Origin of the sequence: Henriciella sp. AS95 (assembly GCF_038900055.1) — a bacterium.
Lineage (GTDB): Bacteria > Pseudomonadota > Alphaproteobacteria > Caulobacterales > Hyphomonadaceae > Henriciella.
On sequence record NZ_JBBMQM010000001.1, the window covers coordinates 3,094,918 to 3,117,642 of the forward strand.

Consider the following 22,725-nt stretch of genomic DNA (forward strand, 5'->3'; position numbering starts at 1 on the left):
GCGTTTCCGCCGAGTTATTCAATCAGGCTGGCGCAGGTGCCCAGCTCTTTCGCTTCAAGATCTTCTGGTGTTGGCCCAGCCGCATTTGAGTTGACCGCCATGAGCCGATCCTCGCCTTCGGCTTCGGCCCAGATAAAATTCGCGATCATCGGATAGTCCGGCAGGACTGTGGAGACTTCGATCGCTCCGTCATACTCCACATCGACCGTCCAGGCCTTGCGGTTTTCGCCCATGAAGAAGAATTCGGTTTCCTCCTTCACGGTCACTTTTCCCGGACGCTCCCCGGCTACAGCCGCCGTATCACCAGGCTTGAGCGGCCACATCGCTGCCAGAGCGGCTCGGTCTTCGGCGGAAGGCATGGTTTCGTCGCAGAACCGCACGAACAGGCCGGAAAACTCAGCAAAGGAAGACGCAGCAGATTGATCTTCTTCTTCCTCAGTCCAGACTTCCCCGCCAGCCGGCTCGAAGAGGACAAAGTCCTCGCCGACGGCGATGACCCTGGCGCGATAGCTGGATTGAGCCCCCTCATAGCTGCTTGACCAATAGGTCATCGACCCCGGCTTGAGCGGCTTTACCTCTGCGCTGGCCGAAGCGGCAAATATAAAACCTGCCCCTATAAACGCCAGCTTCGCGCAAAGACTGGTTCTGCCCCTCATTGTTTCACAAGCTCCGAGCAATAGCCGAGATTATTGAGCTCCATGTCCGTACCCGCTCCGCCTTCCGGTTCGACCAGGTCGATGACGCGCCCATTTTCGCCGCCCGGCCAATCCATTCCGATCGGAATGCTGTAATCCTCCGACACCAGAAATTGCAGATCGGCAGAGCCAAGCTTACCTCGAACGCGGAACACCGATTGCTGCCCTGGCCGGGACACGAGAAAGTCGACATTCTCTTTCGCCTGAACCATATAGCGTGAAGGCGTCGGCCCGGTGCGGACCGATGCTGACGACCCCGATAACAACGGCCAGATCGCCATCAGCGCCGAGCGGTCATCCTCATCCGGCAACGGATCGGCGCAGGTCTGTGCATGCACGCCTGCAAACTCCACGACATATTGCTCAGGCGTGTCAGCGGCATAGCGAATGTCAGGCTGGTAGATCACAAAGTCATCTCCGCTTGCCACGATCTCGCTAAGGCGCGTGAAGCTTTCATTCTCGAACTGATAACTCCAGGTGATCAGCGTTCCTGCGGATGGCGGATTATAGGCCGATTGGGCGAAGCTCACCGTCGCTGTCATCGCGCATGCAACTGTCATGATGACGCTTCGCCGCATTGGTCTGTCCTTAGAGCCCCAGGATCATCTTGGTGATGATGTTGCGCTGAATCTCGTTTGAGCCGCCATAGATCGACGTCTTCCGCATGTTGAAATAGGTCGGCGCCGCATGGTGCGCGTAATCTGGACCAATCGGGAATTCGTTCGAACCGTCCTGCGGGAAACCGCGGTAATACGGATGACCGTAATGGCCTACCGCTTCCAGGGTGAGTTCCGTCAGACGCTGCTGGATTTCGGTGCCCTTCACCTTGAGGATGGAGCTCTCCGGACCAGGGCCCTTGCCGGCCGCTTCGCTCGCGAGCGTGCGCAGCTCGGTGAACTCAAGCGCCGTGAGGTCGATTTCGAGCTGGCTGATCTTGCTCAGGAACTCGTCATTCTCGATGAGCGGCTTGCCGTCGAGCAGCTCCGTCGACGCGATCTGGCGAAGCTTTTCAACGCCGCGCTTGGAGCGGGCAACGCCGGCAATGCCGGAGCGTTCATGGGCGAGCAGGAATTTCGCGTAGGTCCAGCCCTTATTCTCTTCGCCGACACGGTTCTCGACAGGAACGCGCACGTCCGTCAGCCATGTCTCGTTGACTTCGTAACCGCCATCGATGGTCTTGATCGGCTTTACCTCGATACCCGGCGTGTTCATGTCAGCCAGGATGAAGCTGATCCCTTCTTGAGGCTTGGCGGCGTCCGGGTCCGTGCGGCACAGGAAGAAGCCCCAGTCGGCGTGCTGTGCGAGCGTGGTCCAGGTTTTCTGGCCGTTGATCACGTATTCGTCGCCATCGCGGACCGCCGTGGTCTTGACGGAGGCGAGGTCAGAACCGGCACCCGGCTCGGAATAGCCCTGACACCACCAGACTTTGCCTTCGCGAATGCCCGGCAGGTGCTTGGCTTTCATTTCTTCCGAACCAAACGTGTAGATGACGGGTCCCACCATCGAGGCGCCGAAAGGCAGCGGCATGATCGTGTCCATGCGGGCGTTTTCTTCCGACCAGATATAGCGCTGGGTGGAGGTCCAGCCGGTGCCACCATATTTTTCAGGCCAGGCCGGAACGGACCATCCCTTTTCACCCAGGATCTGGTGCCAGGCGAGCATGTCTTCCTTGCTCAGATCCTCGCGCGCGCCAACGCCGCGCAAATGTTCAGGATGGTTCTCTTCAATAAAAGCACGGACTTCCTTGCGGAAGGCCACTTCCTCCGGGGTGAATTCGAGATTCATTTGCGGCTCCTCAGATTATTTTATGTTGCCTTGCGCGTCTTGTGCATTCGGCTCGCTCTGAAAGCAAGTTTACCTAAACGTCAACGTAAAGCTTGTCGCACCCAAACGGTGCGATTCAGGCCTCTCAGGACTGCGGTCGACCGAGAAACGGCGCGCAGGCAGTTTTTAGCATGCCAATCGCTGCGGCCGATCCCATTCCGCCACCCGTATTGAATTCAAGCGGCAAAAGTGGCGCCATGTCCAGCCTGTCGAGTGCCGCCTGATGCGCTGGCCGCTTGGTGACGTGTCCCGACATGACGTGGCTGACGGCTGCAGGGTTCATGGCGTGTACGATGCCCGCTGCAATGGTTGTTGCGAAACCGTCCAGAACAACCGGGACGGACTGGATGCGCGCCGCCAGGATAGCCCCTACGCACGCTGCCAGTTCGCGGCCGCCCACGCAGCGCAAAGCTTCGAGCGGATCGTCCAGATGCCCGCGATGGCGAGCAAGAGCGGTATTCACCACATCCGTGCGCGACCCGCTGACACCCTTCGGCGCCAATGGCCCCGGGCGCACCCAATAGTCGGCCGTGCCGCCATAAAGCGCACAAGCCACAGCAGCCGCAGCCGTGCCAATCCCTGCCCCGATGACGCCGAGCCCGAGCAGGTCCGGCTGTCCTTCAAGCGCTTCAAAACCATAGGCAATTGTTGCGGCACATTCCTTTTCGCTCATGGCTGCGCCGTCCGTGAAGTCAGCTGTCGGCTGTTCGATCGCAAGTTCGAAGACCCGGATATTCGCACCAACTTGCGCAGCAATCGCTGACAGGGGCGCTTTACCGTCCCGCAAGGCATCCACTTTGGATTTTGTGCTCTGGTCGCTCGACAGGGACACATCAGTGCCACCTGAAATCCCGTGGGCGCCCGCAAATATGGCGAGCGTGGCATTCTCCACGCGCGGCGGATAGCGGCGCTGCCAACGGGCCAGCCATTCGCTGGCTTCACCAAGACGGCCGAAGTCCCCTTCCCGGCCCATGCCGAGCAAGGCTTCCCTGACCTGGTCTGCAGGCCCGCCATCAGGCGAGACTTCGCGCATTGCCAGATCGCGAACATCGTCGAAAGGTGTTGCAGATTCAGCAGCTTGGTCCAAAGCGGGTCCCTCTTTCATTCCCTCGCCGCAAAGCGCCTGAATCCACAGTTGAAGTCAATGAATGATTCGTGATTTTTTCAATGTTGGTTAAACAAGATATCACGAAGCGGAATTATAAGCGCGCCCCATGGCTCCAATTCTTTCTCCCTGCCAAAACGTCTGTGCCGTCGACGCGCAGACCGGGCTGTGCCTTGGATGCGGGCGCACGCTGAAGGAGATCGGCACGTGGACGCGGATGACACCTGACGAACGCCGCAGTGTCATGAAGGACCTGGCAAGCCGCATGGATCGGCTGAAAGATATGGGCAAGCTGGGGTCAGATGCATGAGCAGTCGGGTCTTCGCCTTCCTTGCATCCGCCGGTTTGATCGCCGCCACCGTCGTCCTGTTCATCATTCCGAAGCTGGATGAAAACGCGACTGAAAGCCCACAAAAGCCGGTCGAAACGGTCAACAGCGTTCAGGCCGAGGAAGAGGACGGTTATCGCCGTTCGGCCGTCCTCAGCATTCGCAATGACGGGCACTATTGGGCGCGCACCGTGGTCAATCGCAAGGCCAGCGTCGACTTCATGGTCGACACCGGGGCGAGCACGGTCGCCATCACGCAGGACGACGCCCGCAAGATGGGCCTGCGCCCCGATGACCTGACCTATGATGCCCGCATCAGGACCGCCGGCGGAGAGACCTATGGCGCTGATGTCGTGATCGACTCCATCAAGATCGGCACGGTCGAAGTAAAAGAGGTCCACGGCGTCGTCATGAAAGAGGAACTGACCCAGTCGCTCCTGGGCATGAGCTTCCTGCGCGAATTATACTCTTACGAATTTCGCGGTGACCGAATGATCATCCGACAATGATATTATAAATCATCCGGATCGAGACCAGCACCAGCAAGACACCAAACAGCTTGCGCAGCAATGCAGGGTTAAGCTTGTGCGCCAAAGCGGCCCCTACCGGGGCCATCGTCACGGTGCAGGCCGAGATGAGCACGAAGGCTGGCAGGTTCACATGGCCGATAGAGAACGGCGGCAGGCCCTCCTTGCCGATACCGTTCAACATCGCGACCACTGCGCCCGGCAGACCGATCGCAACACCGAAGCCTGCTGCCGTCGCCACGGCCTGGTGGATCGGGCGGCCACAGACCGTCATCAGGCTAACACCAAAAGTGCCGCCACCAATGCCCATCACGGCCGAGAAGGCTCCGAGCAGGCCGCCAAGTCCGGCGCGCGGCGCACCGTCTGGCAAGTCATCTGCGAGCTTCCAGGTCGGCCTGCCGAAATAGAGCTGCATGGCCAGGATGACGAGCATCGAGCCGAAGAAAAGCGTCAGGCCCTCTTTTGAGACATAGCCCGCGACGAGCTGGCCGATGATCGCGCCTATCATGATCCAGGGCGCCCATCCTTTGATGACATCCCAATCGACAGCCCCGCGCTTGTTGTGGGCCATGACGGAGCGGATCGAGGTCAGGATGATGGTCGCCAGCGAGGTGGCCACGGCAACGTGCATCGCCGTGCTCTCATAACCGAGCGCTGTCAGCAGAAAATAGAGCACCGGAACGATGACGGCGCCGCCGCCGATTCCGAACAGGCCAGCTGCAATGCCCGCCGTCACGCCAGCTGCGAGCAGCGAAACAATGAGCACGCCATATTGAGCGAAAAAGTCAGACATCAGGCAGGGACCACAGCTTCGGTCACATGACGCAGCGCTTCGTCGAGCACCGAAAGATCAGCGCCAGGCTTCACCGCCTTTTCGGACAAAGTCCGGCGCCAACCGCGCGCGCCGGGCTGGCCCGCAAACAGCCCCATCATATGGCGCGTCATCGATGACAGCTTCCAGCCCGCCGCAAGCTGTTCGGCCATATAGGGGCGATAGGTTTCGAGCGCGGCCAGGCAAGCGTCCATGTCCAGCGTATCGTCGCCCTCTCCCGTCTCAATCAGCCGGTCTGCGGCGGCGAGAAGATATGGCGTCTGATACGCAGCGCGGCCCAGCATGACGCCATCGAAGGTCTTCAAATGCTCGGCGCTGTCCGCCAGCGTCTTGATGCCACCATTGAGAATGATGGTGAGGTCTGGTCGTTCAGCCTTCAGATCCGCCACAAGATCATAGTCCAGAGGTGGGATATCGCGGTTCTCCTTGGGGCTGAGGCCCGAGAGCCACGCCTTCCTTGCATGGACCGTGAAGACCTCGCAGCCCGCCGCGGCCACCTTGTCGACAAATCCGAAAAGCGTCTCGCGCGGCGGGTCCTCATCGACGGCGACACGGCACTTCACTGTGACGGGGATCGACACCGCATCCCGCATCGCGGCGACGCAGTCTGCCACCACATCCGGTTCCTGCATCAGGCAGGCCCCGAACCGGCCCGATTGAACCCGGTCCGAAGGACAGCCGCAATTGATATTGACCTCGTCATACCCGAACCCCTCCGCGATACGGCTGGCCTCGGCGAGCTTTGCCGGCTCCGATCCGCCCAGCTGCAAAACGACCGGATGTTCAGCCTCATTGAACCCGATCAGCCTGCTGCGGTCTCCATGGATGACCGCATCCGCCGTCACCATCTCCGTCCACAACAAGGCCCGTTTCGACAGCGACCGGTGAAACATCCGGCAGTGCCGGTCCGTCCAGTCCATCATGGGGGCAACAGAGAATCTGTAGGTCTGGTTTGTTTTCATTTTCTGAGTGGCTTCTTGGGTCTCAACCAGGACCGCGTGCACATTCCTGCATGAAATTGCAAATGATTGTAACGATATTGATCAGTCGCGGCACGTCAGGCAAACGATATGGAGCGCCACATCAATCGCGGCGAACGCGTCTCCAAATCCCGTCCCAAGCATCTCAATACCCTTGTCAATCTCATCGCCAGCAAAGCATCTAAGCCTGAGCGTCAAAGTGCATTGTTGGTCTGCCCCACTGAGGTGGTCCACAAGCAGCGGAGCGCAAGCGCGACAAGGCCCCCTATGCCGCTTGCCTCAGAAACTTCGCTGAAAATGCGGTCGCTGGCATCGGTTTACCGAACAGATAGCCCTGCACTCCAGTGCATCCATTATTCGTGAGAAAGTCGAGTTGCGCTTTGGTCTCTACGCCTTCTGCAATCACATCGAGGCCAAAGCTCTTGCCAAGATACAAGATGGCCTTCACGACTGCGGCGTCCTCGGGATCGCTGTTCACGTCCCGAACGAAGGTCCGATCGATCTTGAGGCGGCTCACAGGGTAGCGTTTGAGAAGACTGAGCGAGGCGAAGCCGGTTCCGTAGTCGTCAAATGCGAGACCGACACCGAGTTCGCGCAGATCGTGAAGCAACCTCATCGTCTTCCGGTCTTCGCTGAGAAGAACAGTCTCGACGATCTCAAGTTCAAGCGCGTCCGCAGGCAGGCCAGTCTCAAGAAGCGCGTCCTGCACCGCCCCCATAAGATCGCCGGAATGAAACTGCGCTTCGAACAGATTGACGCCGACCCTGAAGCCGGGGATTTGATCGCGCCATTGTCGCGCCTGCAGACATGCCTCGCGAATTGCCCACTCGCCGACGGCCGCAGCGGATGGTTTTTCGCTCAAGACATCCATGAAGGCCGCTGGCGTAAGAAGACCGCGCTCGGGATGACGCCATCTCATCAGCGCTTCAGCGCCAGTAATGCGCTGCGTGCGTGCATCCACCTGGGGCTGGTAGTATAATTCGAGTTCACCATTTTCAAAAGCAAGTTTGAGTTCGCGCTGAACGGCCTTGCGGGCAACAGCCGCCTCCCTGAAAGCGGGCGTAAACACAACATAGCGTCCCTTGCCGGCCTCCTTCGCCTTGTAGAGAGCGAGATCGGCGGCGCTGAGAAGTTCGTCCGAACGCTCGCTATGCATCGGTGCACGCGACACCCCGATGCTGGCCCCGATGGTGGCCTGCTTGCCAGCAAAAATATAAGGCCGTGAGATCGACCTGACCAGTTCGGCTGCAGTGTCTTTCGCGACCTGGATGTCGTTCCCCGGCAGCAGCGCAACGAATTCGTCGCCGCCCAGGCGCGCCACCATGATCGCATCGTGACAGACCGACCGCAGCCGGCTCGCAACTTCCTTCAGGACAGCGTCGCCGGCAGAATGCCCAAGCGTGTCGTTCACCTCCTTGAAACCATCAAGATCGACGAGCAACACGGTGGCCGCCTTGTCAGACGCAAGCGTCTGGTCCAGCGTTTTTCGCCACACGGCCCTGTTTGGCAGCTCTGTCAGCGCATCAAGGGAGGCGAGCCGGAAAAGACGCTCCTCATTGCGGCGCCGGTCCGAAAGATCACGAACAATTGCGCCGACGCCAATGCCATTGCCTTCCGCCCAGGTCGACAGGGAGTATTCGGCCGGAAACTCGCTGCCATCCTTGCGCTGCCCCGAAAGCTCCACGGTCGTGTTGTCGAGCTGCATGGCCTTGCCGGCCCTGAGGCTCTGAATCTCTTCGTCATAAATCTGGCGCCAGCTGTCAGGGATGAGAAGCGCGGCGCTCCGATGAAGGACCTCCTCGGCTGTATATCCGTACAGACGCTCTGCCGACTTGTTCCAGAACGTGATTTTCTCATCAGATGTCGAGCAGATGATCGCATCAGGCGACGTCGCCGCAATATTTTCGAACCGGCTCTGACTGACGGTCCTGGCGAAATCGAGACGCCGCATTTCCAGCCTGTCCATGACAAGCGCAGCGAGATCGCACAGATTCGCGCGGTCTTCGTTGCTGAAGGTCTCGCGGGGCTTTGAGTCGATCAGACAGACAGTGCCCAGCTTCTCGCCCCCCGGGGCCACGAGAGGCTTGCCGGCATAAAACCGGATGTGGGGGTGACCGAGGACCAGTGGATTGGAGCGAAAACGCGGGTCTTCTCGGGCATCCGGAATGAACAGGATTTCATCGCGTGCTATCGCATGCGCGCAAAAGGATACGTCCCGGCTTGTCTGGCAGACATCGAGGCCCACTCTCGCCTTGAAATACTGCCGGTCCCGGTCAAGCAAAGAGATCAACACGATCGGCACATCAAAGAGGCGCGCGGCGAGCGCAACCAGGCGGTCGAACTGCTCCTCGGCTGGCGTATCAATGAGATGATACTCAGCGAGCGCACGGAGCCGCTGTTCCTCATTGGCGGGAATGGGATAGGGAGTCGTCTGCATCGCAGGGATGCTCGGTCAAAACGATTAAAATTGTTCCAAAACAATATGCAAAAGTAACGACTACATCTTTTAATCGCAGACGGGCACTGTCAGACGCGGTGGGCATTGAGCGCATAGGTGGACATGGATTAGTTCAATCCATGCCCACGAGTTGATTTCGCTATTTCAACATGTCACCCGAAAAAATCCGTCTGGCGATCATGATGTACGTCCGATTGACTCCAGGCCGCCTAAGCAAAACTCGCGACAATGGTTGCTAGAGACGGGTTCGCATTAGCCTGACAGCACCCTGTGCAGGAGTGCCGAAAGCGCCTGCGCCGATGGACGTCCTGCGCGCTGGCGGCCCAAGCCGTTTCAGGCTCGACCCTGGTCCGTCAATCCGTACCGTCAGAACGCCACACGCTCATGCCTGTTGATATTATTGTTATACACATATAACATTTTTACTCACCCCGTGGCCTGCATGGCCGACTGACCCAGATCGAGGATTGAGCCTGTGATAATTGCTCCACGCGGATCTCCGCTTCACGCCGCCGTAATTGGCGTCAAAGACATGGAAACATCGCTTTCCTTCTATCGCGATGTGATAGGGCTGGAGGTGCTGGAGCAAAGTCAGCCCGCCAAGGGCGGCTTTGGCTCGCTCTGGCCCGGTGGCGAAGACCTGCCTTCCCGTTGCGCCGTGCTTGCGGACCGCGGCCTCGATGTCGGGCGGCTGCTCCTTATCGAGTTCGAGGGTGGATCGCCCGAGCCCGTGCGCACTGTCCCCGACAGTAACGCCTACGGGCTCATGAACCTGAACTTCTATACCGGCGACATACGCGGAGACGCAGAGCGCATTGGCGCAATGGGCTACAGCTTCTGGTCTGACCCGGTAAAGCACACAATGCAGGAAGAAGTCGGCTCACCAACAGAAGTCATTTTCGACGGCCCGGACAATCTCATCATCAACCTCGTCGAGCTTTCGACCAGCGATCCCGACACTCGCATCGGACAGATGCGCCGCTACGTTCATGAAGAGCTCGGCCTGAATGACTCCGGATTTACGCCCATCGTCACATCGCTGCACGCCTCCCCCGATATGGAAGCCGATATACGCTTCTATCGTGATGTTCTTGGCATGGAAGTGCTGTTTCGCGACACGCTGAGCGATCCGGATCAGAACCGGTTTTCGAGATTCCCGGAAGGATCGAGCACCCGATGCGCCTTCCTGCAGGGCAACCACATGTTCGGCAAAATCTGCATGACGCAGCCCGTCGACTATGACGCCCCTTCCATGGTCGCGCGCGCAGTGGCGCCGAATTTCGGATATCTTGGACAGCTCTTTCGGGTCGAGGACCTGCCTGCACGACTGGCCGCAGCAGATGCAACCGGAGCCTCGGGCGTTTCCGGCGCCGGACAAATCCATGTTCCCGGCCTCGGCGCCGCCGATGTCTCGCTCTTGCGTTCGCCCGGAAGCGGCGCGCTTGTCGGCCTGGTGGAAACGCTATGAGCGATGACCTCATGCACGCTCTGGTCGCGACGAAGCCGGGCGGGCCGGACACGCTTCAGTTTACTGAGGTTCCGGTGCCAGCGCCGGCGCGCGGCGAAGTCCGCATCCGGGTCGAACGGTGCGGACTGAACCCTCTCGATGTTGCGGCACGCCGCGGCGATGCGCCCTGGTTCGTGAACACATGGCCTGCCATTCTGGGGATTGAGTTCAGTGGTATCGTGGACCAGGTCGGTGAGGACGTGGATGAATCATGGCTAGGCCAGAGCGTCACCTCCACAACGACAATGGGCGGCAACGCCGCCTTCGCGGTCGCGCCTGTCTCCGGGATATACCGCTCCCCTGAAGGCATCGACGCCGATACCGCCGCGGTCTACAGGGGCGCCTGCCATACCGCCTTTCGAATTCTCGAAATGTACGGCCCTCCAAGCGGAAGCGGCGCCTGGGTGCTCGTGCACTCTGCAGCTGGCACGATCGGACCAATCCTCACCCAACTGGCAAAAGCCAGCGGCGCACGCGTTATCGGTCTCACCAGCACCCAGGAAAAATCTGACTGGGCGGCTCAGTTCGGCGCCGATCATCTGGTTGTTGCCACTGGCGACGACTGGGTGGATCCGGTCCGCAAAATCCTCGGCGATGAAGGAATTGCGCTGGCTGTGGACGGGAATGGCGGCAAGGCTGCCGTCAGAAATCTTGACGTCCTCGCCCCCTTTGGAACGGCCGTCTTCATTGGCGCATCGAGTGGCGAGCAGGCCCCGGCACTGGCGCCGCGCCTGCTTATTCCGAAAGCATTGCGGGTTGCAGGCTTTTCGCTTCCGCTCGTCGAAGCCCTGCAGGGCGACACGGCCCGGGTGGACGCGCTGATCGTAGACCGCCTCCGGTCGGGCGACCTGAAGATGCCCATCGCGAGGCGCGCAGATTTTTCCGATCTCCCGGCCCTGCACGCAGCCTTCGAGGCTCGCGAGCTGATGGGCCGAACCCTCATCCGGATGGAGTAGCCGCAAGTCCGGCCGCCACAAGGCCAGCTTCCTGCTCATTATCGACAAGGCGATCCAGAATGAACCCGACCAAACACCCGTCCGCCGATCGACCTCTCACCCTGTACGAAAAGCTCTGGAAGAGCCATGTCGTCGCTGGTGATCCCGACGGCACGGCGCTGATCTATATTGACCGGCACCTGGTGCAGGAAGTCAGCAGCCCACAGGCGTTTTCCGCCGCCAGAGAGCGCGGCCTGAAGGCATGGCGGCCGGAGGCAAATCTGGTCGTCGCCGACCATGCGATCCCCACGACTGTTCGCAATGCCACAATCGAGGAACCGCTCGCACGGGCGCAGGTTGGCCGCCTTGAAGAGAACGCTGCGGCGTTCGGTCTGCCCTATACGCCGGTTCAAAGTCGGCGGCAGGGCATCGTCCATGTGATAGGTCCCGAAGAGGGGTTCACGCTGCCTGGCGCAACCCTCGTCTGCGGCGACAGCCACACTTCGACCCATGGCGCGTTCGGCGCGCTCGCCTTCGGTATCGGCTCGAGTGAATGCGGCACGGCTCTCACGACCCAATGCCTCTGGCAAAAGAAAGCCCCCACGCTGCGGATTACGGTATCGGGAACCCTGTCTCCCTTCGTCACCGCCAAGGATCTAGCCCTCTATATCATCGCAGAAATCGGGACCTCCGGCGCGAGAGGTTGTGCGGTCGAGTATGCCGGTTCGGCCATTACAGGCTTGGACATGGCTGGCCGCATGACACTCTGCAACATGGCGATCGAAAGTGGCGCGCGCATCGGGCTCATCGCACCTGACGAAACCACGTTTTCCTATATCGAAGGTCGCCGCCTGGCACCGCGTGGAAAGGCCTGGGACGAGGCTGTCAGCTACTGGCGTTCGCTGCCAAGTGATGAGGGCGCGGTTTTCGACCGCGAGATCGCCATTGATGCCAGCGAGGTCCAGCCCTTTGTCACCTGGGGGACCACACCGGAAGACGCCCTGCCCGTCACCGGACACGTGCCCCTTCTGGAAAGCGCTGAAAGTGCGGAAGGGAAGCGCGCCTTGCAGCGCAAGCTCGACTATATGGGACTGGAACCAGACCAGTCTCTGAGCGAAATCGAGATAGACAAGGTTTTCATCGGCTCGTGTACAAACAGCCGGATCGAAGATTTGCGGGCCGCTGCCGCAATTGTCGAGGGACGCAAGGTCTCCCAACACGTTCAGGCGATGGTGGTGCCCGGCTCGACCCTCACCAAGCTTCAGGCCGAAGTCGAAGGCCTTGACCAGATATTCCTCGAAGCCGGCTTCGAATGGCGCCATTCCGGCTGTTCCATGTGTGTCGCCATGAATGATGACCGGCTGAAGCCCGGAGAGCGGTGCGCCTCGACTTCCAATCGCAACTTCGAGGGCCGACAGGGACAAGGCGGCAGAACCCATCTCATGTCGCCCGCCATGGCAGCAGCTGCGGCGATTGCCGGGAAGATCACAGACGTCAGGAAGATGGAAGCAGCAAAATGAATGGATTCTCGACCCTGTCCTCGCGGGCAGCTTGGCTGGACGAAGACGATATCGACACGGATGCAATCTATCCGGCTCGTTTCCTTATGGTGCTGGAACGCAGCGGACTGGAAGAGCACCTGTTCAAGGACCGGCGCTTCAGGCCCGACGGAACGCCCGACCCCGATTTCATCTTCAACCAACCGGATTATGAGGACGCCTCAATTCTCGTGGCTGGACGAAATTTCGGCTCCGGCTCCTCACGCGAGCACGCCGTCTGGGCGCTGCGCGGTCATGGCATACGATGCGTCATTGCCCAGGGGTTCAGCGAAATCTTTTATGCCAACTGTATCCGCAATGGTGTCCTGCCGATCATCGCCACCGATGAGCAGGCTGAAGCGGCCTTGCAGGATGCGAAAGCTTTAGAGACCTTTTGCATCAATCTTGAGACCAGGGAGGTGTCCTCTGCCTCAGCGACCTGGACCTTCGATATTGACGACATGGACCAGCAAGCGCTTCAGAATGGCTGGGACGATAGCGAGCGCATCCTGAACCTGCATCGTCCTGACATTGAACGCTTCGAGACAAGCCACCGCGCAAGTCAGCCCTGGCTTTTTCTTGACGAGACCACTTCATAGCGTATCGGCGAGAACGCGCACGGGTGGACGGCCTTCTCGTCTATTCTGAACACACCTACTCAGCCTATCTGGACGACATCTGACATGCCTTCATCCGATCTCATTTTTCTCACTGTCTCCGACGGCATCGCAGAACTGGTGCTGAACCAGCCGCAGCGCCGCAACGCGCTGTCGGCGGCGATGTGGAACGCTATCCCCGACCTGATCGCCGAGGCATCGGGCGACCCCGAAGTTCGCACGCTGATTGTTCATGGCGGCGAAACCGGCCATTTCGCGGCAGGCGCCGACATTTCCGAGTTTGAAACCGTCTATGCCACTCCCGAGAGTTCAAGGGCCTATTCGGATTCTATCGCCCGTGGGATCGGGGCCCTTGCCGCGTTTCCGAAGCCCTCGATCGCCGCCATAGAGGGCGCCTGCGTCGGCGGCGGCGTTTCGCTTGCCGTGGCGTGTGATCTGCGCGTGGCGTCTTCGGAGGCAAAGTTCGCTGTGACGCCGGGCAAGCTTGGCCTGGTCTATCCGGTGGAGGATGTTCGCCGGCTTTCGGGGATCATCGGCCCTGCTTCTGTGAAGGACGTTCTTTTTACCGGCCGTCTCTTTCATGCAGACGAGGCGAAGGCACTCGGCCTGACCGACCGCACATGCGAGCCGGGCACAGCCCTCGATACGGCCCGGACGCTCGCCGCAGAGATGATGGCGACGTCTCAATGGTCCCTTCAGGCGACGAAGCAGATGATCAGCCTTGCTGAAGAAGGCCGCGATGAGGAAGGGCTCGACCTGTTTCTGTCAGCCTTCGACAAGGAAGATTTTCGCGAGGGCTACTCTGCCTTTCTTGGAAAGCGGCGCGCCGACTTCAAATGGCGGGGGTAGCGACCGGAAGCCGCCCAAGAATGCCTTCTACAATCCTTGCGAAGGCAAGCGTTTCGGCATCGCTCCCGGCCGGACCGATGATCTGCAATGCCAACGGCAAGCCCGCAGCGCTAGCTCCGGTTGGAACAGCGGTCGCCGGAAGCCCTGCAAAATTTGCCCAGGCGGTGAAGTCCGCCTGATTGGCAGGCACCTTGTCGCCAAATTTGAAGGCAGGCTGTGGCGCGACGGGCGATACGACAAAATCCACTGTTTCAAACAAGCGCGACGCCGAAGCCCGCAGAGTCTCAAATCGTGCCAGGCACGCGTCATATTCCTCAGCGGGCCGTTTTGCTCCCCATGCCATCATCGCCTTGAATTCAGCGCTGAAACCATCCGGCGCGACCTTCAGCCGATCTGCATGCACGGCAGCAGCCTCACGTTCCGAAACAAGCAGCCCGGCCCGACGGTCTTTCCCGTAGACATAGTCAGGCGGCTCAACCTCGCAGGTTTGCAGACCCGCCGCCGCCAGTCTCTCCAGCGCATCGGAAAAGCCATCTGAGACCGCCGCCTCCACGTCGACCTTGCCCTGCCAGTTCCAGACGCCGACACGGACATTCTCAATCTTCGGAGGTTCTGCGCGCGTAAAGCCAGCCGACAGGACCCCCATGAGGATTTCGAGATCTTCGACCGAACGGGCGTGGGGGCCGACATGGTCCAGCGTGGTGGACAGCGGCACGATTCCGTCTGTCGGAATGATACCTGGTGACGGCTTGTGTCCGACGCAGCCACAATAGGCAGAGGGTATCCGGACCGAGCCCATTGTGTCGCTACCGAGCGCGCCAGCCGCGAGTCCTGCCGCGATTGCTGCGCCTGAACCTCCCGAAGAGCCGCCCGGCGTGTAAGCCAGATTTCTGGGATTCAGAGTCCGTCCAAAAGCCGGATTGTCAGTGGTCGCACCAAGCGCACCTTCATGCATGTTCAGGGTACCGAGCATTATTGCGCCCGCCTGAACCAGCCGATCGACGACCTCGGCATTCTCGACGGCGACATCGTTGCGATAGGCCTCAATGCCCGCATGACAGGCAAGGCCTTCAACAGCGATGTTGGCCTTTACGGCGATCGGGATTCCGTCAATGGGCGAGAGGGGTGTTCCGGCGCTCCAGCGACGCGCACTCGCATCTGCTTCCTGGCGCGCCTCATCCAGCCGCAGCCCGACAAAGGCTGTGATTAGTGGATCATACGCCGCGATCCGCTCCGCATACGCCTCGAACACGTCTACTGGCGTGAGGTCACCTTCGCGGAAAGCGGACGACAGGCCCGCAATGTCCATCCCCACGATTGATGCAGGCATCATCAGAAGCGCTCATCGATCAGCCGAATCGGCTTCTGGCGCACTTCCGTCTGGGTCATCGACGCCAGCTCGCCGGGCGCCGCCAGTTTGACACCCATATCGATCCCGATCGCCTGCTTTAGAATGGCGGAGAACTCGTCGGCAAGCGCATCGCTTTGCTCGCCGGTGACCTCTGCGAGGACGATAAAATCGTCCCGTCCCGAAGCATCACGCAACGCCTTGCAGATGAAATCGCCCGCAAAAGACTGATGCGATTCAAGGACATGGCCCATGGCATGCGGGAAGATATTAATACCACGGATCTTCACCATACTGTCCGAGCGGCCGAGAAACCCTTCAATTCGCTGGAAATTCAGTCCGAGAGAGCTTTCACCCGGCCGGATGCGCGTCACGTCATGGGTGTTGAAGCGAATGATCGGGTAGATATCGTCCTTGAAAAGACAGGTACAGATCATGTCGCCTTCCGCACCATCGGCGGCGACTTCCCCGGTATCGATATCGCAGATCTCAAGATGCTGCGCATCTTCCATGATATACAGACCATCGCGGTCCGGGCCTTCGCCAGCAATGCAGCCCGTGTCGCCGACACCATACCAGTCAAAGCATTTCACCCCGCCCCAGGCCTCCGACAGGCTCAGCTTGTCTTCGCGGCCCAGATGCCCCGAAATCATCCGGATATTCATGTCACGCTCGGGATCAATGCCCTCTTCTCGCGCCACTTTGGCGAGCTTCTTGATATAGTCGGAAAAGCCGACAATCACGGTCGCTCCGAAATCCTTCATCAGCTGAACCTGCCGGACAGACCGCGTCTCAAGGCCGGTCCCGGCGCTCATGAAGATCGCGCTCGTCCAATGCGTGACCGCTTCGCGGACATAGTGCCCACCATTGATCATCCCATGTCCGTACACGGAGTGGACGACATCGTCCGGTCGCAGCCCCTGAAAGCGGTACAGCCGCCCAAGCAGAAGGTTCTGCACTTCGCGTGACTTGGCGCCGAACAGAAGAACCTGAGGCGTCCCTGTCGTCCCCGACGTTGTATGCATGATCACGGGCGGACGGCCTTCTTCGCCATAGCCCTCAAACCCGGCGAAGTCGCCGAAGGGCGGATGCGCCTCGATCGAGGCCATGATGTCGGACTTGTCGAATACGGGCAGTTTTTCGAGGTCATCCAGCCCGCGAATATCACCCTTTTCAATTCCCTGCGCGCCCCATAGGCGCTGATAAAAAGGGGTCTTCCATGCGCGATCGACAAGCCGTTTGAACAGCCTGTCCTTGTGGGCCCGTATTTCATCGCGGCTCTTGCTGGCGAACCGGATAAAATCGTCCCCGACAGGATGATCAGCCTGCATGGCGGCCCAGTCGACGGAGTTGAAATAGGTGTTGTGTCTGTCTGCCATAATGGGGCCTTCAGTCCTTGATTAGCCGGTTGGGAGAGGTTGTCGCCTGCAGGGGCGTATACGGGAGGAGATGTCCGGAAGTCGGGTGTGGACGGATCATGGAAGCGCCTCCATCACGGCGGCGGGCATCCTTTCAGCGTTCAGACCGAGGACTGCATCCGCCAGATCAGATGCTTCGCTTTTGCTCAGACCGCCCGCCTGCAGGAGACCCACAGCCTTTTCGAGAATTCCGTTTTCGCTCAGAGGGTTTTCCGGGTCTCCAAGCGCATCCGGCACCTTGTAAACCGAAATTTCGCCGTCCGCGCCATGCAGACGAATTTCCGCACCGAAACGTGCGGGATAGTCGTCCGAATACGGAGAACCGGCAGCGACATGTACCTTCTTCCTCAGCGCAGCTGTCGCGGGATCGGAAATTGCGGGGATGGAAAAATCCATCAGGCCCGGCTTGCCCTTCAACAGCGTAATGGCCACCGCATGCTGCAAGCTGAACTTGGACTCGACCACGGAGTTCGGCTGCGGGCGATCGCAGAATTTGATTGCATCCTGGTAGGACACGACCTCGACCCGTTCGACTGACGTTCCATCATGCCCCGCCGCGCGCGCCAAAAGGGCGGCATCAATCGCGGGGTGTGCATGGCGACAGGCAGGCCATGGCTTGAAGCTGACCTGATGAATGAGCCAGCTCTCACCATAATCAGCAAGTACGGCCTGAGGGTCTCCATCAGGGCACATCGCGGCGAAGAAGCCCTGCTCACCCTCGAGAATACTAAGGGGTCCCGTCAGTCCGGCCATGGCGAGGCGCGCAGCATCCACGCCCGCCCGCGCCGCATGAGCGGTGTGAAGCTGCTTGCCTGCGCTCGCCGCCTCATGCCGCGTCTGCCAGAATCCAGCGGCCTGGCTAACCCCCAGCGACATGGCCCGGCAAAGCTCGTCCTCATCCGCACCGAGCATGGTCGCAGCGGCCGCCGCCGACCCGATCGGTCCGCACGTCGCTGTCGAATGCCAGGTCGCATAATGAGCCGGTCCGCATGCACGGCCAAGGCGGATCGTCGCTTCATACCCCCGGACGATTGCATCCAGCAGACGGTCGCCTGATGCCTGACCCGCGAGCGCGAGCGCGGCCGGAATGATACTCGGTCCGCAGTGAAGAATGGCGCGCTTGTCGACATCGTCCATTTCGAGAATATTGCCGAGGGCACCCCAGCGAAAAACATCCGCCAGTACGTTCTTTTGATCGCAGAACGCTTTGCCGACCTCTTCCCGGGCACCGGCAATGGCGCAACCAATCCAATCCAGAAGGTGCAGTCTCGCCCGTTGCCGGTCAGCCGGCGCGACAGGGCGTTGCAGCATTCCGGCAAGACGGCGTAGGACAGTGGGCTCAGCAATATGTCCGGACATACTTGTTTCGTAGCATGACAAATCGCGGTATTGAAGCGGAAAAATGCCGAATACAGCATTCAATGTGGCATTAATCGCGACGGGCTTGTTCGATCGGGGTTCTGTAGTATCGACAAGGGGAGAACAGGTATGAGGAGGACACAGAGGTGAACGCGAACAAGCCGCCCCCGCGCTATCAGCAGCTCGCGGAGCTGATACGTTCCGAAATCCTCTCGGGCCGTCTGAAGCCTGGCGACCACATACCGACGGAAATGGAAATCTGCGAGCAGCAGAAAGTCTCACGTCACACGGCCAGAGAAGCGTTACGCCTCCTGACCGCAGAGGGTTTGCTGAAGCGGCGCAAAGGATCAGGAAGCGTCGTACAGGCTCCACAGACACCGGTCTTCGCCCAGGCGCTCGGAGATTTTGAAGCCATTCTTCAATACGCCCGCGACGCCGCTTTGGTGCTCCAGAACACACGCCGCGCGACGAAACGAGACCTTCAGCCGTTCGAGCTCAGCGACGACTATGTCCGGTTTGAAGGCCTGCGCGGACTGAGCGGGCAGGAACCGCTCGCCCTCACTCGCATCTTCGCTCTGGCATCGATTAGCCCCGACGAAACGACCCTCACCCAGCTCGGCACCTCGCTCTCCGAATGGATCGAGCAGGAGCATGGCGTCACGGTCGCCAAGGTCACACAGCGCATGGAAGCGATCGCCGTTGGCGCGGCGGATTCCGAACAGCTGAATGTCAAGGAAGGAAGCCCTGCCCTGCGAACGCTTCGCCGGTACCGCGATCAGCAGGGGCGCATCATTCTGCTCTCGGAAAGCCTGCATCCGGCTGGCCGGTTTGCCTACGAAATGGAGCTGAAGCGCCAGCATTGAGCCGGCCGGGCCCTTAGCCCTAGATAATGCCTCGGGCGCGCAGATCAGCGATCTCGTCTTCGCCAAATCCTGCTTCCCGCGCGATCGCCTCTGAGTCGCCTCCAAAGGAGGGAATCCCGGTAGAGGGCTTGGGCGGCTCCTCCCGGAACCGGATGGGTGGCCCGATATGGCGGTTTCCCTCTTCGTCTGAAAACACCATCCCCTGGTCCTTCGTGAACGGGTCGTCGAAGGCATCCTTCAGCGACCGGACGGTAGACCAGCAGCAATCGACATTGGTCAGGAAAGTTTCCCATTCCGCCTCGCTCCTCGTGCGGAACGTTTCGGTGAAGAAGTCCCTCAAGGGTGCCTGCCCGGGCCCGGGTTCCAGCTTCGCATATTCAATGAGATCAGGCCGTCCCAGAGCTTCCAGCAAGTTGCTCGCGAACTTCACTTCCGATCCGCCGAGCACGATGAACCTGTCATCAGCGGTGCGATAGATATTGTACATCGCCGCGCCGCCGAAACTGCGCATGTCCTTGACCGGCGGATGATCATCATCTGCGAAGACCGGGCCTGTGACGTTCGGCGTCCAGGCGAGCGCGGTGTCGTACATACCGATATCGATAAAGTCGCCCCGGCCGGTTTCACAGCGCCGATAGAGCGCCATCATCACGGCGCTAAAAGCCATGAGTGATGCGGTAATGTCCGCAACGGGCATGTTCGGCATGGCCGGCTCTCCATCGGAAAGCCCGCGATTGAGATCGACGAGGCCCGCCATAGCCTGGATGGTGAGATCGTGCGCAGGCTTCTGCGCATATTCGCCTTCCTGTCCAAAGGCGGAAATAGAGCAATAGACCAGCCGTGGATTGATCGATCGAAGCGTCTCGTAATCGACGCCCAACCGCTTGACGACGCCGGGACGAAACGCCTCGACCACGACATCTGCCGTCTCCGCCAGCTTGTAGAACAGCTTGCGGCCCGCTTCATCTTTCAGGTTGAGCTTCAGGCTGCGCTTGCCGCGCGCCACATTCCTGAACCAGACCGACACCCCATCCTCTGTCTTCGAGCCGATTTCACGCGTGGGTTCGCCCACACCGTTCGCTGGCTCGATCATGATGACATCGGCCCCATGGTCCGCCATCATCATGGTGAAATGCGGCCCTGGCAGAAATGCCGAGAGATCAAGAACGCGAAGTCCTTCCAGTTTCATCAGCTCACCTCCTGTCGATCACGCGCCGGCTCAATGCTCGCCAAGCTTCGGCGCCCGGCGCGAGACCGGGCGTTTGCCATTGATCCGGAACGGCGAAGACAGCGTCCGCAGATGCCCGTCGCTGGCTTGCGGATGGGCGATGGTCTCGATCATGTCGGTCTCTTTGACAAACTCGCTTTCAAGCGCTTCGGCAATGTCATGGACCGGTGCAAACGGCACAGTTCCGCCCAGACGCCGTAGCCAGTTTTCCGTCGTATCCGACATCATTACGCGGTCGACCGCCTCGGTCAGGTCCGCAAGGTTTTCCCGGCGCGACGCAATCGTGGCGTAGCGCTCATCAGCCTGGAGCTGCTTTGCCTCGGCCAGTTCGCACCAAAGGTCCCAGAATTTCGGCGTCTGACACATCAACAACCCCCAGCCATCCTTCGTCCTGACGGTCTGACTGGGCGCGATGGCCGGATGCGCACCGCGCGGCAGACGACCGACAACATGGCCCTGATTCAGATACCAGGTCGCCGGATAGGAGAGTTGGTGAACCGCGGTGTCAAAGAGGCAGACATCCACATCGCACCCTTTTCCCGATCGGGACGCGCCTAGAATTCCGGCCAGGATACCCGTCGCGAGCTGGCTGCCCGTATGGAAATCGACCATTGAGAGTCCAAACCGGACAGGTGGCCCATCCGGCTCGCCGGTCATCATCATGAACCCGGCCTCAGCCTGCATCAGATAGTCATAGCCCGGCCATGCCTCGCGGTCATTGCCGCGGCCATAGGCGGAGAGGTGGGCGCAGACGATTTTGGGATTGTAGCGGGAAAGATTCTCATAGGTCAGGCCGAGTTTTGCCGGCTGATCGCCCCGTAGATTATTGGCCACAGCATCGGCCGTCTCCACCAGTTCGTGCAGGCGATCGCGGCCCTCATCCGATTTGAGATCCAGTGTGATCGACCGCTTGCCCTTGGAGAAGGTCTGGAAAAACTCCGAGTCGCCCTCCCCCAGCATGTACGGACCGACAGAGCGCGAAACATCGCCGCCCTGACTGGCATTTTCGATCTTCAGGACGTCGGCCCCAAGATCAGCGAGCAGCATCGTACCGTAAGGGCCAGCCCCATACTGCTCGACAGAAAGTATACGGATACCGTCGAGTGGTGCCTGCTGCGTCATACCGGATTCCGGGCCATTAGCTGCTTGGCGATGATGATGCGCTGCATCTCATTTGTGCCTTCACCGATGCACATCAGCGGTGCATCGCGGTAGAGCCGCTCAATGGGGTATTCCTTGGAATAGCCATAGCCGCCATGAATCCGCATCGCCTCCATGGCGACCTCCACGGCGGTCTCGGAAGCAAAATACTTCGCCATGCCGGCTTCGAGATCGACGCGTCCGCCTTCGTCATAGGCGCGCGCCGCATCAGCGACGAGAAGTTCCGCCGCGCGTGTTTTCGCACCCATTTCGCCGAGCTTGAGCTGGATAGCCTGGTGCTGTCCGATGGGTTTACCCATGGTCTGGCGCGTCTGGGCATAGGCCACGCTTTCACGCAGTGCCCGCTTCGCGATGCCCACAGACCGCGCCGCCACATTGATCCGACCGATCTCGAGACCGCCTGTCGCCATGAAGAAGCCCTGGCCTTCCTCACCACCGACAAGGCTGAGCTCTGCATCGCACGCATAGCCGTCATAGATCAACTCGCCGGAATCGATGCCTTTGTAGCCGAGCTTTTCAAGCTTGTTGCCGTTTCTAACGCCGGGGAGAGGCTCGCCTGTTTCGGGGGTCTTTGTCTGTGTGATCAGCATCGTCATCCCCTTATAGCGGGGCTGGGCGGCGGGATCGGTCTTGCAGAGCAGCGCGACGCAATGGCCCTGAATGGCGTTTGAAATCCAGGTCTTCGCGCCATTGACCACATATTTGTCGCCCTCTCGGCTGGCCCGTGTCGTGATCGCCTGAAGGTCGGTGCCAGCATTCGGCTCGGTCAGGGCGAGGCCGCCACGGATCTCCCCGCTCGCGAATTTCGGAAGCCAGTATTGTTTTTGTTTGTCCGTGCCAAACCGCTGAACGATCAGCGCCATCATGAGGTGCGAATTGAAGATGCCGGTAAGGCTCATCCACTCTTCGGCAATCAGCGACACGATGCGCGAATAGGTCCGCGCCGAGAGGCCCAGTCCGCCAAATTCAGGCTCGATCAGGGCGCCGAACAGGCCGAGTTCCTTCATGTCTTCGACAAGTGCGGCGGGATAGACGTCATCATGCTCGAGCTCCATCGCGACCGGCTTGACCTTCTGGGTCAGCCACTTCGAGATCGAGTCGAGGATAAGCTGTTCGTCGGAATCGGTAATCTGATGTTCGGTGTCAGCCATGA

Annotated in this window: 21 protein-coding genes; 8 read left to right on the top strand and 13 right to left on the bottom strand. The window is 60.0% G+C overall.

Features of this window, described 5'->3' with window-relative positions:
- Positions 1-14 precede the first annotated feature (14 nt).
- The 4 genes from WNY37_RS14895 to WNY37_RS14910 form a co-directional block, all read right to left on the bottom strand.
- On the bottom strand, positions 15-551 hold the full coding sequence (locus WNY37_RS14895) for a hypothetical protein (RefSeq protein ID WP_342974185.1): 537 nt from the start codon (positions 549-551) through the stop codon (positions 15-17).
- 101 nt (positions 552-652) lie between these two features.
- On the bottom strand, positions 653-1,255 hold the full coding sequence (locus WNY37_RS14900; protein WP_342974186.1) for a hypothetical protein: 603 nt from the start codon (positions 1,253-1,255) through the stop codon (positions 653-655).
- Between the two features lie 28 nt (positions 1,256-1,283).
- Positions 1,284-2,480, bottom strand: a complete 1,197-nt coding sequence (locus tag WNY37_RS14905; RefSeq protein ID WP_342974187.1) for an acyl-CoA dehydrogenase family protein — start codon at positions 2,478-2,480, stop codon at positions 1,284-1,286.
- Positions 2,481-2,604: 124 nt separating this feature from the next.
- Positions 2,605-3,606 (bottom strand): nicotinate-nucleotide--dimethylbenzimidazole phosphoribosyltransferase, encoded by a 1,002-nt coding sequence (locus WNY37_RS14910; protein ID WP_342974188.1) that lies wholly within the window; start codon positions 3,604-3,606, stop codon positions 2,605-2,607.
- 127 nt (positions 3,607-3,733) lie between these two features.
- On the opposite strand from WNY37_RS14910, the gene WNY37_RS14915 reads away from it, so the two are divergent.
- A complete protein-coding gene (locus tag WNY37_RS14915) occupies positions 3,734-3,934 on the top strand; it encodes a DUF1289 domain-containing protein (protein WP_342974189.1) in 201 nt (66 codons plus the stop codon).
- Positions 3,931-4,461 carry a TIGR02281 family clan AA aspartic protease gene (locus WNY37_RS14920; RefSeq protein ID WP_342974190.1) on the top strand — a complete coding sequence of 177 codons (531 nt, stop codon included), beginning with the start codon at positions 3,931-3,933 and terminating at the stop codon, positions 4,459-4,461. Before WNY37_RS14915 ends, WNY37_RS14920 begins: the two co-directional genes overlap by 4 nt.
- On the opposite strand, the gene WNY37_RS14925 is transcribed toward WNY37_RS14920, so the two are convergent.
- From WNY37_RS14925 to WNY37_RS14935, 3 genes are all read right to left on the bottom strand, one after another.
- Positions 4,448-5,272, bottom strand: coding sequence for a sulfite exporter TauE/SafE family protein (locus WNY37_RS14925; protein ID WP_342974191.1), 825 nt, complete (start codon positions 5,270-5,272; stop codon positions 4,448-4,450). The genes WNY37_RS14920 and WNY37_RS14925 overlap by 14 nt on opposite strands.
- Complete coding sequence (gene dusA / locus WNY37_RS14930; RefSeq protein WP_342974192.1) at positions 5,272-6,273, bottom strand: tRNA dihydrouridine(20/20a) synthase DusA; 1,002 nt, start codon at positions 6,271-6,273, stop codon at positions 5,272-5,274. Before dusA ends, WNY37_RS14925 begins: the two co-directional genes overlap by 1 nt.
- Positions 6,274-6,556: 283 nt before the next feature.
- Positions 6,557-8,728 (bottom strand): EAL domain-containing protein, encoded by a 2,172-nt coding sequence (locus WNY37_RS14935; RefSeq protein WP_342974193.1) that lies wholly within the window; start codon positions 8,726-8,728, stop codon positions 6,557-6,559.
- A gap of 496 nt (positions 8,729-9,224) precedes the next feature.
- On the opposite strand from WNY37_RS14935, the gene WNY37_RS14940 reads away from it, so the two are divergent.
- The 5 genes from WNY37_RS14940 to WNY37_RS14960 all read left to right on the top strand — a co-directional run bounded on the left by WNY37_RS14940 (position 9,225) and on the right by WNY37_RS14960 (position 14,195).
- Positions 9,225-10,217 (top strand): VOC family protein, encoded by a 993-nt coding sequence (locus WNY37_RS14940; protein ID WP_342974194.1) that lies wholly within the window; start codon positions 9,225-9,227, stop codon positions 10,215-10,217.
- Positions 10,214-11,212: a zinc-binding dehydrogenase gene (locus WNY37_RS14945; RefSeq protein ID WP_342974195.1), complete on the top strand. Its 999-nt coding sequence runs from the start codon at positions 10,214-10,216 to the stop codon at positions 11,210-11,212. Before WNY37_RS14940 ends, WNY37_RS14945 begins: the two co-directional genes overlap by 4 nt.
- 59 nt (positions 11,213-11,271) lie before the next feature.
- The gene (gene leuC / locus WNY37_RS14950; protein ID WP_342974196.1) at positions 11,272-12,711 is read left to right on the top strand and encodes a 3-isopropylmalate dehydratase large subunit; all 1,440 of its coding nucleotides are present in this window, start codon (positions 11,272-11,274) and stop codon (positions 12,709-12,711) included.
- Positions 12,708-13,328 carry a 3-isopropylmalate dehydratase small subunit gene (leuD, locus tag WNY37_RS14955; RefSeq protein ID WP_342974197.1) on the top strand — a complete coding sequence of 207 codons (621 nt, stop codon included), beginning with the start codon at positions 12,708-12,710 and terminating at the stop codon, positions 13,326-13,328. Before leuC ends, leuD begins: the two co-directional genes overlap by 4 nt.
- 84 nt (positions 13,329-13,412) lie before the next feature.
- Positions 13,413-14,195, top strand: coding sequence for an enoyl-CoA hydratase-related protein (locus WNY37_RS14960; protein WP_342974198.1), 783 nt, complete (start codon positions 13,413-13,415; stop codon positions 14,193-14,195).
- Here WNY37_RS14960 and WNY37_RS14965 read toward each other — a convergent pair.
- The 3 genes from WNY37_RS14965 to WNY37_RS14975 form a co-directional block, all read right to left on the bottom strand.
- Positions 14,179-15,528 carry an amidase gene (locus WNY37_RS14965; protein ID WP_342974199.1) on the bottom strand — a complete coding sequence of 450 codons (1,350 nt, stop codon included), beginning with the start codon at positions 15,526-15,528 and terminating at the stop codon, positions 14,179-14,181. The genes WNY37_RS14960 and WNY37_RS14965 overlap by 17 nt on opposite strands.
- The gene (locus WNY37_RS14970) at positions 15,528-16,922 is read right to left on the bottom strand and encodes a phenylacetate--CoA ligase family protein (RefSeq protein ID WP_342974200.1); all 1,395 of its coding nucleotides are present in this window, start codon (positions 16,920-16,922) and stop codon (positions 15,528-15,530) included. Before WNY37_RS14970 ends, WNY37_RS14965 begins: the two co-directional genes overlap by 1 nt.
- 96 nt (positions 16,923-17,018) lie before the next feature.
- Positions 17,019-18,320, bottom strand: a complete 1,302-nt coding sequence (locus WNY37_RS14975; protein WP_342974201.1) for an MmgE/PrpD family protein — start codon at positions 18,318-18,320, stop codon at positions 17,019-17,021.
- A gap of 146 nt (positions 18,321-18,466) precedes the next feature.
- On the opposite strand from WNY37_RS14975, the gene WNY37_RS14980 reads away from it, so the two are divergent.
- Positions 18,467-19,183 (top strand): GntR family transcriptional regulator, encoded by a 717-nt coding sequence (locus WNY37_RS14980; RefSeq protein WP_342974202.1) that lies wholly within the window; start codon positions 18,467-18,469, stop codon positions 19,181-19,183.
- A 19-nt stretch (positions 19,184-19,202) separates the two neighbouring features.
- Here WNY37_RS14980 and WNY37_RS14985 read toward each other — a convergent pair whose 3' ends face one another.
- The 3 genes from WNY37_RS14985 to WNY37_RS14995 are packed head-to-tail and all read right to left on the bottom strand — an operon-like array spanning position 19,203 to position 22,723.
- Entirely contained in the window at positions 19,203-20,372 is a 1,170-nt protein-coding gene (locus WNY37_RS14985) for a CoA transferase (RefSeq protein ID WP_342974203.1), read from the bottom strand.
- Between the two features lie 30 nt (positions 20,373-20,402).
- Positions 20,403-21,533, bottom strand: a complete 1,131-nt coding sequence (locus WNY37_RS14990) for a CoA transferase (RefSeq protein WP_342974204.1) — start codon at positions 21,531-21,533, stop codon at positions 20,403-20,405.
- Positions 21,530-22,723 carry an acyl-CoA dehydrogenase family protein gene (locus WNY37_RS14995; RefSeq protein ID WP_342974205.1) on the bottom strand — a complete coding sequence of 398 codons (1,194 nt, stop codon included), beginning with the start codon at positions 22,721-22,723 and terminating at the stop codon, positions 21,530-21,532. Before WNY37_RS14995 ends, WNY37_RS14990 begins: the two co-directional genes overlap by 4 nt.
- Between the last annotated feature and the right edge of the window lie 2 nt (positions 22,724-22,725).